We start from the raw sequence: 14,100 nt of genomic DNA on the forward strand, positions 1-14,100 counted from the left end.
TCCCGGCCGGGGAAGCGTTTCCTTTTAGGCTTTATTCAAAATTGTTGTGATCTCTTCCAGATTCGCCGCAAATCGGATGCCCTGCTGGCGCTGCGGCGTGGAAAGGCCTTTCTCGATCATTTTGGCAAGCAGTGCTTTCAGGCTGTCGTAGTAGCCGTTCAGATCATACAGGATGCAGGGCGCGTCCAACTGGCCCAGCGAGACCTTGGACATTACCTCTGCGATCTCTTCCAGCGTGCCGGTGCCGCCGGGGAATGCGATGAAGGCATCGCCCAGCTCGATCATCTTCGTCTTGCGCTCGGTCATATCCTTGGTGACAATCAGCTTGGTCAGGCCATCGTGCTGCAGCTCCTGCTGCACAAAGAACTGCGGTTCCACACCGGTCACCGTGCCGCCTGCATCCAGCGCGCTCTGGGCAAGCTGGCCCATCAGGCCGCTGCGGGAGCCGCCGTACACAAGGCGGTGCCCGTTTGCACCGATCCAGCTGCCCAGTTCCCGGACAGCTTCCGCCAGCGCAGGATCATTGCCCGCATTTGCTCCAAGATAGACCGTGATGTTCATGGTATTTCCCCCTTTGTTTTTTCCATTTTACCACGCAGCGGGCCGATTGAAAAGGGCCATCCCCTTGCAAATGCAGCGGCACTGTGGTATTCTTGAACGCAGAAAAAGGGAGCCTGCAAAAGCAGGCTGAGAGTGGGCTGTTTGCCCAGACCTGTGACCTGATTTGGACAATGCCAACGTAGGGAGATACTGCTGCTTCAAAGTGCGGAGGTGCCTCTTTGCGGGCATTTCCGCATTTTTTGCAAAGGAAGTTGTAACCATGAAAACTGCATTGACGATTGCCGGCAGCGATTCCAGCGGCGGTGCTGGCATCCAGGCCGATATCAAAACCATGACTGCAAACGGCGTGTACGCCATGAGCGCCATTACCGCACTGACTGCCCAGAACACCACAGGTGTGACCGGCATTTTTGAAGCCACGCCCGAATTTCTGGCACAGGAGATCGATGCCATTTTTACCGACATCTACCCGGATGCCGTCAAGATCGGCATGGTATCCTCGGCAGAGCTGATCGGTGTGATCGCCGAAAAGCTGCACACCTATGGCGCAAAGCATATCGTGGTGGACCCGGTGATGGTTGCCACCTCCGGCTCCAAGCTGCTGCGGGACGATGCCGTGCAGGCACTGACCGAAAAGCTGCTGCCCATGGCAGAGGTGGTCACCCCCAACATTCCGGAGGCTGAGATCCTTTCCGGCATGAAGATCACCGATGCGGCCGGAATGGAGGCCGCTGCAAAGCTGATCAGCGAGAAATACCACTGTGCCGTGCTGTGCAAGGGCGGCCACCAGATCAACGATGCCGACGAGCTTCTGTGGCGGGACGGCTGCGGCAAATGGTTCCGCGGCAAGCGCATTGCAAACCCCAATACCCACGGCACCGGCTGCACCCTGTCCAGCGCTATTGCGTCCAATCTGGCAAAGGGCTATGATCTGGATGCATCTGTGGAGCGCGCAAAGGCCTACATTTCCGGCTGTCTTTCTGCCATGCTGGATCTGGGCCACGGCTCCGGCCCGATGGACCATATGTTTGCACTGAAGGGAGAGTTTGTGGGTGAGTGAGCAGACCTTTGTGCAGCAGCTGGTGCAGGAAAGTCTGCCCGTGTGGGAGCAGTGCCTGCATTCGGAATTTCTGGAAAGACTTGCGGATGGCACACTGGATGAAGCCTGCTTCAAGGGCTACATCGTGGAGGACAGTCTTTACCTGCGGGAATATGCCAAGGTGTTTGCCTGGGGCATGACCAAGGCAAAGGATATGCAGACCATCCGCACCTACTATTCCCTGCTTTCCTTCGTGAATGAGAGCGAGGATGCAGCCCGCCTGCACTATCTCAAGCACTTTGGACTGACCGATGAAGGCATCCAGAGCCTGCCGCTGCGGCCGGAGAACCGTGCCTATGTGGACTCTATGATCGAAGCCGCCAAAAACGGCGAGGGCGCAGCCGAGTGCATGATGGCCTGCCTGCCCTGTATGCTGAGCTATGGCTGGATCTTCCAGAAACTGCTGGAAGAAAAGCCTTCCGTGCAGGATACCCTTTATGGTACACTGGTGGTGGACTATGCTGACAAGGGCTATGAGGCGGCCTGCCGCGACTGGGCCGTGTTTGCAGAAAAAGTCTGCGAAGGCCTGAGCGACGAGCGCCTTGCCCGCTGCCGCGAGATCTTCCATGCCTGCTCGGCGCACGAGCTGAACTTCTGGGCCATGGCAGCTTTCCCGCGCAGTGACCTGTAATTTTTCCTAAAATATAAAATGCACCCGGCCTGTGGGTAGAACCGCAGCAACCGGGTGCATTTGTTTTGTTCAGGGTTTCGTGGCCGCAACCACAGGCATGAGCCTTAGTGCCGGAAACAAGGGAACCCTAAAACAAAAACTCCCCCGGCTCTTCTGCCGAGGGAGTGGAAAAGAAAAACGCCCCTAACAGAAGAATTCTCTTCTGTCAAGGACGAATAAAATATGGCCTTTTATCCGCGGTGCCACCCTGACTTCATGGGCATGACCCCATGCACTTGGCGGGATGCCAACACATCCCCGGCAACTGACGTATGCCCTACGTTGCAGAATACTGTGCGGCGAAAGTTCTCCGCAGTTCCCTGCACCCTCAGCGGTCCATTTCGGGAAAATATAACGCAAAGTCACACTTTCCTTGACGAACTGTTTCCGGTCTGCTTCTCAGCTGCGCAGGCTCTCTGTACAGGCATGGTTCGCCGTTATCTCCGCTTCAACGGTTTAGTGTATTGAATTTGGCTATATTAAACCACGGATTTTTCGTTTGTCAATACCTGTTTGCAAATTTTTCAAAATCAGCCTATGTCCACAGTGGGTTCAGCGCTTCCGGCGGCTGTTCGTGCTGGAAAACTTCACCGCTTTTGCCGGCCTGCGGCGGCTGTGCAGCGCACTGTAGTAGCCAAAGGCAGTGCCGCATAAGCCGCCCACAATGTGCATGAAGTTTGCTACATTGTCGTGCACAAAAATGATATCGTACACCTGCTGACCAAAGTACAGCGCTGCAACCAGCAGCATGGTGACCGGGATGCCGCCGGAGAAGCCCGCCAGCGACGAAAGCATGATAAGCATGAACACGATGCCGGACGCGCCCAGCAGCCCTGAACGCGGGAACAGCACGCATTGCAGCACGCCGGTGACCAGAGCGGTGAACACCATGCCGCACAAAAGCGGCTTGCTGCCGTACTTTTCCTCCATTGGCGGGCCAACAACGAGCAGCAGCAGCATGTTATTCAGAAAGTGGTCCCAGCTGGCATGGCCCAGCACATGGCCGAACAGCCGGATGTAGAACAGCGGGTCCTTCAGCGAGGAGCGGTAGACACAGAACAGATGCATCGTCGTCCACCCATCCGTCCACTGGTCGAGGAACAGCACCAGAAGTGACAGCAGGAAAAATGTGAGGATCACCGGGGAGTTGTACTGCAGTTCCAGTTTGAGTTTTACTTTTTTCATCCTCTTGTCTCCACCCAGTATTCGCCCATGCTCTGGCCGGGCTGGTTCGTCACTTCATCCTTGAGGTAATCGCCAAGGCCGCAGCTTTCCGGCTGCCATGCAAGGGCTGCTTCCACCGTGGGGTACTCCACCTCGGCATACCAGAACTCGGTGGGCTGGCCTTCGTCCACATGGTTCACTTCCAGCACAGAACCGTCCGGCAGGGTGTAACTGCGGCGCAGCTTCGGGATGAGAGGTTTAGCGATAATCTTGTATTCCAGATCATCAAACAGTTCTTTGTCGATGCTGCGCTCGATCTCCTCACGGGCAAGGCCGCCCCCGGATTTGAAGCAGAGGATGTAGTCCGTTCTGCCGCCGGTGAGGGCTTCTTCCCGGATGCGCACAGTGGGCCGCACGCTGATATAGCCCTGCCGCATGGCAAATTCCTCCCTGAGGGGCAGCCCCTCCGGCCAGCCCTTCACCATCCATTTGCGTTCAATTTCCATAATGCATCCCTCTTTCATGCGGTTTTTTGGCATTTCTTATTTATAATAACATGATTTTGTGCTATTGCAAAATCACCCACAAGAAAAACTTTCGATTTTTCGATTGTTTTCTTGTGTTTTGTTTCTAATTTGTTACTGATTCATCCTAAAATTTATCATTCCAACAGCAAAATCGTCTCCCGCAGCTGTTCCAATGTTTTATGATTGTACACACGATTACCTACATCTTTCGACTTGTGCCCCATCAGAAGATCAATGCATTTACGGTTAGCCTTAGCGTTGTCCAGTGACGTTTCAAAGGTATGCCGCGCTTCGTGCGGGGTCTTGTCTGCACCGATTCTGTCCATGACCTCAGCCCAGCATTCATAATACTTCTGTTTACTCAGTTTCTTACCATCTGCAGTTAGCAGGTATTTATGGCCATGTTGAGCCCACGCCTGCACAAAAGGCAGGATCTTCGGATGGATCGGCACAATACGACCCTTGCCAGCCGCTGTTTTGATGCCGCCCTGAAACGTCTTCTGCTGAAGGTCAACCTGTTCCGTCTGCATGTTCAGCAGTTCCATCAAGCGGAATCCTGTGTAAAGGAACACCAGCACGGTATCGACCCACGGTTCATCCTGTATTTCCCACAGGGCAGCAATCTGTTCCGGCGTAAAGGGCATCCGGCTGGTTTCTGGAACGGGCGGTGCTGTGGTCAGCTGAGAATACATCTTGCTGATGATGTCACATTCAAAGGCAAACTCATCCAGATGCCCCCACAGAACCTTGATCTGAGCTTGTGTGCTGTATCCCCTTCCGCAGTTGTCAATGCAGTCCTGCATCTGGTAGGCCCGGATGCTGCGGTATTTCATACCGTAGTATTTCTGGCAGTGCTTGAAGGCCGACTTCATCGCGCCCCGACTGGCCTGCCCCATCTTTGGCAGCTTGATCTTCGCCCAGCGCTGGTACAGGTCCACCAATGTGACCTTGTTCCGGTCGATGCTCCATGGGTTGTCGTTGTACTGAGCAAGGATGATGTTCGCCTGCTCCTCGGTCTCTGCGTAGTCGATCGGTACCTGCTTCCCATGCCCTTCGGCATCGTACACGGTAACTTTTACCACCCACGGCCGTGATCGTTTTCCCTTCAGCTTGGTTACGCAGCCATAATGATTCGGTTTTCTTCTTCCCATGTTTCCACCTCCAAAAGGGTACACTTTGACAAGCCTGCCCTTTTGGGGTATAATCGCATTGCTAGGTGTGCGATGACCCCGTAAGGGCGAGCCGCTTACTTTACGTCCTGCCGGTTGCGCCCGGCGGGGCGTTTTTGTTTTGTTTAGATATTATCAGGATGCCTTCCGACCTTCTGCTTTGCCGCTGGAAATGTAGTGCTCATAGTATTTCTGGTTATCTTCGCCAAAAGCGGCAACCAGATCAGGATTATTTGCTTTGTAGGCGGCAAGGCTAAATGTACTGCTGCCCTGACGGCCCTCCTTCATGCCGCTGTTTACGAAATGCTCCAGATACTTCCACTGGTTATCTCCAAACAGGGCAGCCAGATCGGCGTTGTGCTCTTTGTAATACTGATAATCGTAAACAGGGGCGTATTTGCTGGTCAGCACATAGTAAGGCTGATTCGTCGGGTCGCTTCTGAAGTGACCCGAATACAGGGCTTTCTGATTGACGCTCTCTTTGCTGCCGTCCATATAGATGATATCCGCCTTAGTCACGGCAATCTCGTCGATCGTGCTGTTGTACCAAAGGCAATCCCATTCCACTGCTGCATCGTAAATTGCATTCTGGAGTTCGTCATCTGTCAGATAAGTAGTGGAATCCAGCTGACCCAGCGTCTTGGAATGGTCGATCACAGACAGAACTGAGGACGGCGTGTAGGAATCAACATAATAGGCATTACCGTCCTTGTCCAAAAAAATTCTATGCCCGTTGCGCTCTTCAGCGCCAAAGTAATAATTCGTGGCAAGCTGCTGCTGTGCCTGGAACGGTCCAAAATCTCCCATGGATGCAGGAGAAGTCACAGTGTTTGCGACCGTTCGGTCAAATCTTGTCGGAGCGATCGGCCCTACTACCTGGGCCGTTACTGCCGAACGGCCGCTGATCGTGCAGGAAGTTCTATCACCGACCGCATTAAGCGGAACCAGCGTGAACGTAACGTATTTAATGGTTTTGTTTGAATTATTCCGGAAGCAGACCGTGGGGCTGACGCCGTCAAAAGCGTCGACCGTAAAATAGACGTCGGTGAGCTCGACCGCAGGCTTTGCCGCAAAGGCACCGCATGCGAAAATCGTCATCAGCGCCAGTGTAAAAACAACGCCTAAAAGCCTTTTTGCTGACTTTTTCATGATTTTCTCCTTTTCTGTTGAAAAAATCCAATTTTTCTGTGGATTTTTCAAACCTTTTCAGTTGTCAAAAATTGTTGCGTGCAACTCCTAATGGTTGTATAATGTTCTCGAAAATAAAACTGCTTTGGAGGGCAGCAACATGACACGACAAGATTACATTACCGCTATTCTGAAACTGCTGGAAAAAGCCGATTTCCGCCAGTTGCGGCTTGTGTGGGTGTACGCAAGCCACCTGATCGGATGAGCCGCCAGCCACCACGCGAGGGAAGCCTTTACGGGCTTTCCTCTTTTTTTTGCGTCAATTTTTCGGCCATACGTTCCAGCAGCTCCCAGTCCGCCGGGCTCAGGCCTGCCAGCATTTCGACAAAACGCTTTTTAAAGGTGTCGCTGTCATCCTTGGTCAGGTCAGCAAGGAAGGCCGCTACCTGTTCGGACTGGGTGTCCTGCACAAACATTTCACCCTCGCCGGTACGCAGCCACGCTTCCCGGACGCCGAACTCCCTGCAGATGTCGCTGATCGTGCGGTCGCTGGGGGTTCTGGAGCCATTTTCAAGCATCCATAAATAATTACGGGAGAGATTGATTCTGTCCGCAAACTGTTCCTGCGTCAAGCCTTCGTGTTTTCGGACGGCTTCGATTCTTGCGTTCATTTTGTTCACCTCCTTTCTGTTCTCTTCAATTCGTATTATATTCCGTAAATCTAACTGTGTCAACATTTATTTTTGACTTTCTCCAAAATCCAGGCTTGAAAAATCTAACAGAGTGTGCTATATTGTTCTCACAAAGTTAGTAAATCAATGCCAACCAAGTCAACGAAAAGAGGTGAAGAAGATGAAATTCAAAATCTCTCAGGAAGCAAAATCCGCCAGAGTGATTCAAGTCATTGAGACTGTCACTCTGGCGGGAGATGGCACGGATGCGAATCCGGTCTATGAAGTTCACCAGTACTGGACTCTGGACGGTGATCTGCTGGCAAAGAATGACCCGTTCAGCCAGGATGACGTTCATCCTGCTTCTTCTCGTCAATAACGAGGATTTCCCGGTACAGTTCTTCACGCTCGTGTCGGGCAATGTACCAGTCTTTCAGAAGCAGTTCCAGAAGTTTGACAAGCTTTTGGGCTTCTCCGGGGTCGATATCAACGATCAGATTCACATCCTTTTCCATGTGTGCTCCAATGTTTCCCAAGCGCCTTACGCCGTTGAGTACCCGATATTGGTCGGCAGGAATTTTATCTTTGATCAGATCGATCTCTCCGGCAAGGTTTCCGGACGTCACGCCCCAGAAATCCCGAATCATTCCCTGCAGGCAGCGACGCGATAATGTGGCAGATGCTTTTGGACTTGCATCCAGAATTGAGCAGGCTTCCACATAATCTTTTCTGATTGCTTCCGGAATATAGTCTGGCAATGTTATCCCGGTATACGGTGGATAGTTGAACGAAAAAAGTCCCTTGCTGCTGGCAAGCTGTACGGAATATTCATGACAGGATGGACAGTAATGGTAAACCGCTACAATATCAGAAAGTATCGAATTGTATCCATATGGCCCATCGAAATCCTTTTGATCGAAATTATAGCTTATCCTACGTTCTTTCGTATTGTCGGACGCTTCATAGAACGCAACTCCACAATACGGACATTTGTATTTTTCAGACAACTTATAAACATCTCCCTTCCGTCTCAGTATACCGCAGAAGGGAGCACGCCACAACCCACCCGATGATGGCCCGGCGGCACGGGCCGAAACCATTCCGGTGACGCCGCCGGGATGGTCGTGGGAGCCACCCACAGAAAGGAGTGCTGACTATGGCACACAAAAACAATCCCTTGAATCCCGCCATGTATGGCCTGACGCAGCAGGACGTGGAGCGCGTAATCCGCATTCATACCATGTGCAAGGACATGGACGAGGACGCATTCGAGCAGATGGAGACCGCTGCGGCATCCATCAATCTGGTGGCCAGCCTGAAGAAGCTGGACAACCGCCCCGTGGCATGAAAGGAGAGAACCACATGAACAACAACAAAAAGCCCAGCGAACCGCTGGAGACGGAACGCTGGGCTGAAATTCTTAGCTAAGTGCTCAACCAAAGATCAGATATCGAAGCAAACACTAACAAAAGTTTTTCCAAGCGGTGTCAACCGGACAATTCCCTTATCAAAGTCCAGTGATCGCACTTTTCTGTCATTGATCTTTGCTTCGCAGGCTTTCATTTGGAGCAACTCGCTTTCCAATATATCTCTCAGTTCATTTTTGATAAATACGTCATACAATTTCTCATCCAACAGCCAACAGTCATAGCGAATTTCTATCAACCCTTGTCGTTCCAATGAACTTAAAGATGTGGCTTGAAGGTCGATGTCTGTGGCATGAATCATCTTAGGGTTCTTTAAAAAGCAATTTGTAAACGCAGCTCTTTCGCCGTCGTTCTCCAGAGTGTATTTATACCTTGCAATCGGAAGAGTTCGACCGCCTTTGAACAGTTCCAAATTTTCAGCGTCCAAAGGAGACATCTGCGCAATCATAGCCGAAAAGGAAGGATGCACCTGACTTTGATATCTTATATCGGCAGAATTTGCAAGCAGATTTTGAAACATCTTTCGGATTTGTGGCTCGTCCATGCAAAATTTTGCATTTTCGACAGCGGGGCCAACCACCTGCATACGAGGTTCAACCAAGCATTCTGCTGGTTTTGCATTCAACTTGTCACTCAGTGATTTTTTAAACTCTTCTAAATCATGTGCTTGTTGCAACCTCATCTTTTCTGCTGAAAAATGGATTTTGCTTGTTGCCATTGCAAGAAGATCTCCAAAAAGAGTTCCAATCTGATTAGCACCGGGGTTCAGAACAGCCTTTACAGGTTCGTCAATGCAACTTGGTACGGCATTGATGTTAAAGGTGTTGCCGCTATTCTTCTCATCACTCATCTTATCATTCCTTTCTTTGGGAGGTTCTATGGACAAACTTATTCTGATTATTAAAATACTCGTCACTGAGCAGAAAGTCAAATTTTATACAGCAGTCTGCCGTGTGTGCGAAAGAATCGAACGTTATATCAAAACACATCGAAAATAAGGAGGTACATCTTCACCATGAACGACATCATCTTATCCACCCAGAACGGCGAACCGGTGGCATCCAGCCGGGACGTTGCCAAGCGCTTCGGCAAGGAGCACCGCAATGTCATGCGCGACATTGAAAACCTCATGTCGGAGGGGGTGCTCAAAATTGAGCAGACCCCGCTGTTCTTCAAATCCGAGTACACCCACCCGCAGAACCACCAGAAGTACCCCATGTACCTGATGAACCGGGACGGCTTTTCCCTGCTGGCCATGGGCTTTACCGGCAAGGAAGCCGTGCAGTGGAAGCTGAAGTACATTGCCGCGTTCAATGCAATGGAGAAGCAGCTGGCCGCACAGCACAAAGAGCAGCGGGCCGTGCAGGATGCCAACATCCAGAACGCCATCGACCGGGTGATCGAAGCCCGGAAGAAACTGGACGAGAACACCGCTTTTCTGGACGAGTGCCGCAAGAACCGCGAGGACAGCAAGGCCAAGTATATGCAGGTCAAGGCCCTGTGCGGCGAGTTCAAGGCTATTTACGGCCAGCATTGCGACACGGTGCGCACCATGGAGAACGTGGTACGCGGCTCCCAGAGCTTCCTTACCAACGCCATCGACAGCCTGACCATCGTTGCCAAAGGCTACCCGTTCTACGCTGCCCTCATGGACAGCCTGCTGGATGGGCTGCCGACCGAGAAAAAGGAGAAATGACACATGTTCAAAGACAGGTTGAAGAAAGCCATGAAAGACCTGCATCTGAATCAGATACAGGTTTCCGGGATGACCGGCAGATCCAGAGCGTCCATCTGTCAATATCTGGCTGGTGCACAAGTGCCGCCCGATGCCGTACAGCGCAGTATGGCTGCGGCCCTTGGGCTGGATGTCGAATACTTCACTGCGCCGGATGCGCCCCAGCACACCGATCCTGTCCCCAAACGACACGGCGGCATCCGGCAGCTGAGCCTTAAACAGGCTGCCGCCCTGCTTGGCGTTGACAAGGAAACGGTCGGCAAGGGCTTGCAGCAGGGCGTATTCCCGTGGGGGTACGGAGTCAAGACATCTGCAAACCGCTGGCGCTACATCATCAATGCCGATCGGTTTTCTCAGATCGAAGGCGTTGAAATTCAGGAAGGAGAATCCGCATGAACGCAAAACTTTACATCGACAGCGAAGCATCCACCATCCGAGCCGAAGGCAACGTCACGGAAGTGCTTGACTGTCTGGCCTCTGCAACCGCTCAGATTCTGAACGCCTATTTCCCCACTAGGAACGACATGCGCCTGGCAGGTGTCGCAACGCTTACCTACAAGACAATTGATGCCCTTGCTTATACGGAACCTGAAAAGGAGGACACCGATGAAGATTAAATCTGGCGTTTGGTACTGGCTGGCCGTGGCCAGCGGGGCCGTTGGCCTGCTGTACGGCATGGGGCTGGAGGGCAGCTTCCAGACCGGCAGCACCGTCTCGGACGGCGCGTTCATCACAGCCATGGTGCTGATCCTGCTGGCGGTGTTCTTTGCCCGACTGGGCTTCTACGCCGCCGATCAGGAGAAAAAGCGGAGCAAGAAGGTGCACCAGCAGCCCCGCAACACCGTGAAGAGCGGAAGGAAGGTTGGCTGAACATGAGCGACTTCAAGACCTACACCCGCATCTGCGTGGACTGCGGCAAGGTGCTTAACAATGTCGGACGCTCCGCTCAGCGCTGCCCCGAATGCGGCAAAAAGCACGCCAACGCCCTGAGCCTTGAATGGGATCGTCGGCGCAATGAAGAACTGCAGGCCCAGCGTCAGGGGCTTGCCGCTGAGCGCAGCAGCTTTGCCCTGCACGCCGAGGTCCGCGCTGCGGAAGAAGCCGGTCTGAGCTACGGCAAGTACATGCTGCTGAAAATGCAGGCAAACAAAAAGCCCGCCGGTGCGCCAACACCGACGAGCCCAAAGGGTGATGGAATTTGAAAGCCCCATCACCCCGATCATACCATAAAATCGGAGGTTTTTACAAGAAAATGAATGCAAAAAATAAAAACGCACTGCTGGAGCACATCAAAAACGTGCCCGAATGGCAGTCCGCGCTGATCTACGAGCAGCTTGCTGCCCTGAACAAAGCAGCAGCCGACATCTCCACCGGTACTTCCACACTGGAGCAGGGCTTTGCCGACGGCAAGCTCCGGCCCGACCGCTATTACTGTTCCGACAGGGTCTTCCGCCGGGACTGCAACACCGGCGTTCTGGACAGCATCGCGTCCGCCCTTGGCAGGGCTTTGGCGGCGCTGGAAGTTCTTTCCGCCCTGTCCGATGCATTCCAGCGGGAGTACCTCTCCAGCGTCGAAATCTCGCAGGGCATCTACTACAACGAGCTGGAAAAGCTCTGCCTCAAGCATGGGTACACGAAGGAGGATAACACATGAAAGGCATTCTAATCGAACCGGGCAAAGGTCCCGTGGTCACCACCCTGCCGGATACGCTGCAGGGCATTGAAGCATGGTTGGGCGGGCACGCTGACCAGAAATATTTCTCCCGCACGCCTGCCATCCTGATGCACAGTGCCGCAGGCCGGGAGCCGAACCGCATCTGGCGCGGCGAGGTTCTTTGCGGCACTCTTCTGTGCTACGGCTGGCGCGGCGGCCGCCTGCAGCCCCTGAACAAGGCCCTGCAGGCTGAGCTGCTGGACCGCCTCAAGGACACGGAGGTGCGGGTATGACGGACTACACCATCAGTTTCAAACTTTCCAACGAGACGGTTTATGCCTGTTACCGCGGCCGTTTCTGGCGCTGGGACGGCAGTTTCTGGAAGGAAAGCCACCTCATGACGCAGAAATTCGAGCGGGCCAAGGCAGCAGACAAGCATCTGACCCCACAGGCGTTTCTGACCAATGGCGCGGAGTTCGCCCCGTTGGATGAGTACGAAATCGACTGCGCAATGCTGGACGCGTTGGAAAATGCCAAACCCTGCAAGAACGCGCCCATCGAACCGATGAAGGAGGAATCAGAATGTCAGACGTCGACCCCCGCGACATCCCTGCAGAACTGCGAATCGGTCCCTGCCGCATCGGCGGGCGGTTCTTCTGCGCCGATGCCTTCGGCGCCCGGTTTTGACTTTTCCGCTCTGGGCGACCTGTCCGAACAGGCCGTGGAGACCGATCAGCAGTTCGATCTGCACTACGGCACCGCGCAGGATGAATACCTCATTTCCTGCATCTACGTTGCCAAAATGCACGCCCTGACGGCCAAGGCTGGCCGCTATGGCGGCGGTACATGGACAAAGTGGTATGAGAGCAAGGGCATGAGCAAATCCAGCGTCTGGAATATGCTGCAAACAGGTGAAGGTTTTAAAGGTTCAACTGTTGAACAATTAACTTCAATCCCTGAACTTTCTCGCAAGGACCTGAACCTGATCGCCCGCTCCGGCTGCGCCGAACAGCTCACCGCAGCCGCCGGAGACAGCCAGCGGGTGCAGGAGCTTTTAGCCCAGCTCAAGGCCAAAGAGTACAAACTGAACGAAACGCAGGCCAGATTGAAGAGCGCCTGCATTCAAGAGCAGGAGTCGCGGGACGCAATGAATACCGCAAATGCTCAGCTGGAAGCCGCAAATGCCGACATTAAAGGTCTGACAGAACAGAACGATCAGCTCAGAAGTCGGTTGGACGCCGCCGAAGCCCGGGAAGAGGAAGCGTGGAAGATGCAGAGCAAGGCCGAAGCCCGGGCCAAGAACGCCGAGGATGCCCTCAAAAAGCAGCCCATCGTGGGCGTGACTGACCCGGAAGAAGTCCGGCGGCAGGCGGATGCCCTTGCCGCCGAAGCAAAGACACAGGCCCGCAGACAGATCGAGGACGCTCAGCGCCGGGCTCGTGAAGCCGAAGCCAGATACCAGAAGCTGCAGCAGGATGCAGACGGTTTCCTTGCGCCGGAGCAGTCCTGTGCCCAGCAGGCAAAGATCATCGCCGATTCCATGCGCAGCATGTATCTGGGCTGGTTTGGCCTTGCCAGCACCACCGGCACCCCGCTGGCCCGCATGGCCGCGCCGATCTATCAGGTGTGCGATGAAATTCGTGAATCACTGGAAGAAGATACCACCATCAACCCCACTGCGGAGGGCAGTGTGGAGGACGCAGAACGGGAGGCGTTGTTTGAATGAGATTTGACACAAAAGCATTGCTCAAACTGATGAAGCAGAGCTGGCGGGGCGGCGGCGTGAAGATCCAGCGCACCGAGTACCGCGGGCTGTGGGATTCCTTTTTCATCACCGGCGCGGGCTGGGCGCTGCTGATCCCGAAGGAAAACTGCCCCGGCGAGATCGCAGGCCAGATCGTCACATGGCTGGCGGACATGCCCAAAATCGGCGAATCCAAGTGGGTGGTCAAGGGCTGCGACCCGCAGGACATCCCCGAGGACGACCGCACCATCGATATCAGCCGCTACACCACCGGCAATTATGAGACCGGCATGGCCTGCCTGCCGCTGTGCACCGCCACAGATGCCCTGATCCAGTACGGCGCAGACGACCGGGCCGCAGCGTTCCCTCTGGACGCTTTTGCCGTGGTACAGGCCGGTGCGAACCTCGGCTTTCTGGATACGGAGGCCGGCATCGCCTGCTGGAAAGACGAAGACACCCACGGCCTGTTCTGGCTCTGTGACAACGCGGGAAATGTCCCGCAGGACGTTCTGGACGCCGTGAAACATTTCACCCCGCAGAAACACTAAGGA

At 53.9% G+C, this 14,100-nt stretch carries 21 protein-coding genes and 1 riboswitch; of the genes, 13 read left to right on the top strand and 8 right to left on the bottom strand.

Annotated features, from left to right (window positions below; translation table 11 throughout):
• Positions 1–24 precede the first annotated feature (24 nt).
• Positions 25–561 carry a TIGR00730 family Rossman fold protein gene (locus tag GKG34_RS10810; RefSeq protein ID WP_005941754.1) on the bottom strand — a complete coding sequence of 179 codons (537 nt, stop codon included), beginning with the start codon at positions 559–561 and terminating at the stop codon, positions 25–27.
• Positions 562–656: 95 nt separating this feature from the next.
• Positions 657–764, top strand: a riboswitch (TPP riboswitch).
• A gap of 56 nt (positions 765–820) precedes the next feature.
• On the opposite strand from GKG34_RS10810, the gene thiD reads away from it, so the two are divergent.
• Together thiD and GKG34_RS10820 are read left to right on the top strand one after the other, a co-directional pair.
• The gene (thiD, locus tag GKG34_RS10815) at positions 821–1,621 is read left to right on the top strand and encodes a bifunctional hydroxymethylpyrimidine kinase/phosphomethylpyrimidine kinase (protein ID WP_154256204.1); all 801 of its coding nucleotides are present in this window, start codon (positions 821–823) and stop codon (positions 1,619–1,621) included.
• Positions 1,614–2,291: a TENA/THI-4 family protein gene (locus tag GKG34_RS10820; RefSeq protein ID WP_347563456.1), complete on the top strand. Its 678-nt coding sequence runs from the start codon at positions 1,614–1,616 to the stop codon at positions 2,289–2,291. Before thiD ends, GKG34_RS10820 begins: the two co-directional genes overlap by 8 nt.
• A 591-nt stretch (positions 2,292–2,882) precedes the next feature.
• Here the strand turns inward: GKG34_RS10820 and GKG34_RS10825 are convergent.
• From GKG34_RS10825 to GKG34_RS10845, 5 genes are all read right to left on the bottom strand, one after another.
• Complete coding sequence (locus GKG34_RS10825; RefSeq protein WP_005941761.1) at positions 2,883–3,515, bottom strand: rhomboid family intramembrane serine protease; 633 nt, start codon at positions 3,513–3,515, stop codon at positions 2,883–2,885.
• Positions 3,512–4,000 carry a CYTH domain-containing protein gene (locus GKG34_RS10830; protein WP_044953662.1) on the bottom strand — a complete coding sequence of 163 codons (489 nt, stop codon included), beginning with the start codon at positions 3,998–4,000 and terminating at the stop codon, positions 3,512–3,514. Before GKG34_RS10830 ends, GKG34_RS10825 begins: the two co-directional genes overlap by 4 nt.
• 155 nt (positions 4,001–4,155) lie before the next feature.
• On the bottom strand, positions 4,156–5,172 hold the full coding sequence (locus GKG34_RS10835) for a tyrosine-type recombinase/integrase (RefSeq protein WP_044953663.1): 1,017 nt from the start codon (positions 5,170–5,172) through the stop codon (positions 4,156–4,158).
• A 153-nt stretch (positions 5,173–5,325) separates the two neighbouring features.
• Positions 5,326–6,339, bottom strand: coding sequence for a hypothetical protein (locus GKG34_RS10840; protein ID WP_154256206.1), 1,014 nt, complete (start codon positions 6,337–6,339; stop codon positions 5,326–5,328).
• Positions 6,340–6,611: 272 nt separating this feature from the next.
• Complete coding sequence (locus GKG34_RS10845) at positions 6,612–6,989, bottom strand: helix-turn-helix transcriptional regulator (RefSeq protein WP_044953664.1); 378 nt, start codon at positions 6,987–6,989, stop codon at positions 6,612–6,614.
• A gap of 181 nt (positions 6,990–7,170) precedes the next feature.
• Here GKG34_RS10845 and GKG34_RS10850 point away from each other — a divergent pair, with 181 nt between their 5' ends.
• Entirely contained in the window at positions 7,171–7,368 is a 198-nt protein-coding gene (locus tag GKG34_RS10850) for a hypothetical protein (RefSeq protein ID WP_044953665.1), read from the top strand.
• Here GKG34_RS10850 and GKG34_RS10855 read toward each other — a convergent pair.
• The gene (locus tag GKG34_RS10855) at positions 7,328–7,996 is read right to left on the bottom strand and encodes a DUF4145 domain-containing protein (RefSeq protein ID WP_242821935.1); all 669 of its coding nucleotides are present in this window, start codon (positions 7,994–7,996) and stop codon (positions 7,328–7,330) included. The genes GKG34_RS10850 and GKG34_RS10855 overlap by 41 nt on opposite strands.
• A gap of 149 nt (positions 7,997–8,145) precedes the next feature.
• On the opposite strand from GKG34_RS10855, the gene GKG34_RS10860 reads away from it, so the two are divergent.
• Positions 8,146–8,337, top strand: coding sequence for a hypothetical protein (locus GKG34_RS10860; RefSeq protein ID WP_154256207.1), 192 nt, complete (start codon positions 8,146–8,148; stop codon positions 8,335–8,337).
• A gap of 95 nt (positions 8,338–8,432) precedes the next feature.
• Here the strand turns inward: GKG34_RS10860 and GKG34_RS10865 are convergent, their stop codons facing one another.
• A complete protein-coding gene (locus tag GKG34_RS10865) occupies positions 8,433–9,266 on the bottom strand; it encodes a DUF4393 domain-containing protein (protein WP_005941784.1) in 834 nt (277 codons plus the stop codon).
• A gap of 165 nt (positions 9,267–9,431) precedes the next feature.
• Here GKG34_RS10865 and GKG34_RS10870 point away from each other — a divergent pair, with 165 nt between their 5' ends.
• Genes GKG34_RS10870 through GKG34_RS10910 form a run of 9 tightly spaced genes read left to right on the top strand, consistent with a single transcriptional unit; the run spans position 9,432 to position 14,097 of the window.
• Positions 9,432–10,112, top strand: a complete 681-nt coding sequence (locus GKG34_RS10870) for a Rha family transcriptional regulator (protein WP_005941787.1) — start codon at positions 9,432–9,434, stop codon at positions 10,110–10,112.
• A gap of 3 nt (positions 10,113–10,115) precedes the next feature.
• Positions 10,116–10,547 carry a hypothetical protein gene (locus GKG34_RS10875; protein ID WP_005941790.1) on the top strand — a complete coding sequence of 144 codons (432 nt, stop codon included), beginning with the start codon at positions 10,116–10,118 and terminating at the stop codon, positions 10,545–10,547.
• A complete protein-coding gene (locus GKG34_RS10880) occupies positions 10,544–10,768 on the top strand; it encodes a hypothetical protein (RefSeq protein ID WP_005941792.1) in 225 nt (74 codons plus the stop codon). The genes GKG34_RS10875 and GKG34_RS10880 overlap by 4 nt, the downstream gene beginning before the upstream one ends.
• The gene (locus GKG34_RS10885; protein WP_154256208.1) at positions 10,758–11,021 is read left to right on the top strand and encodes a hypothetical protein; all 264 of its coding nucleotides are present in this window, start codon (positions 10,758–10,760) and stop codon (positions 11,019–11,021) included. Before GKG34_RS10880 ends, GKG34_RS10885 begins: the two co-directional genes overlap by 11 nt.
• A 2-nt stretch (positions 11,022–11,023) precedes the next feature.
• Positions 11,024–11,353 carry a hypothetical protein gene (locus tag GKG34_RS10890; RefSeq protein WP_005941798.1) on the top strand — a complete coding sequence of 110 codons (330 nt, stop codon included), beginning with the start codon at positions 11,024–11,026 and terminating at the stop codon, positions 11,351–11,353.
• Between the two features lie 50 nt (positions 11,354–11,403).
• Positions 11,404–11,805, top strand: a complete 402-nt coding sequence (locus GKG34_RS10895) for a hypothetical protein (RefSeq protein WP_005941802.1) — start codon at positions 11,404–11,406, stop codon at positions 11,803–11,805.
• A complete protein-coding gene (locus GKG34_RS10900; RefSeq protein ID WP_154256209.1) occupies positions 11,802–12,098 on the top strand; it encodes a hypothetical protein in 297 nt (98 codons plus the stop codon). Before GKG34_RS10895 ends, GKG34_RS10900 begins: the two co-directional genes overlap by 4 nt.
• On the top strand, positions 12,095–13,531 hold the full coding sequence (locus GKG34_RS10905) for a hypothetical protein (protein WP_005941808.1): 1,437 nt from the start codon (positions 12,095–12,097) through the stop codon (positions 13,529–13,531). The genes GKG34_RS10900 and GKG34_RS10905 overlap by 4 nt, the downstream gene beginning before the upstream one ends.
• A complete protein-coding gene (locus GKG34_RS10910) occupies positions 13,528–14,097 on the top strand; it encodes a hypothetical protein (RefSeq protein ID WP_005941811.1) in 570 nt (189 codons plus the stop codon). The genes GKG34_RS10905 and GKG34_RS10910 overlap by 4 nt, the downstream gene beginning before the upstream one ends.
• The last annotated feature ends 3 nt before the right edge of the window (positions 14,098–14,100 follow it).

The sequence above is a fragment of the Faecalibacterium sp. BIOML-A4 genome, assembly GCF_009679665.1.
Lineage (GTDB): Bacteria > Bacillota > Clostridia > Oscillospirales > Ruminococcaceae > Faecalibacterium > Faecalibacterium taiwanense.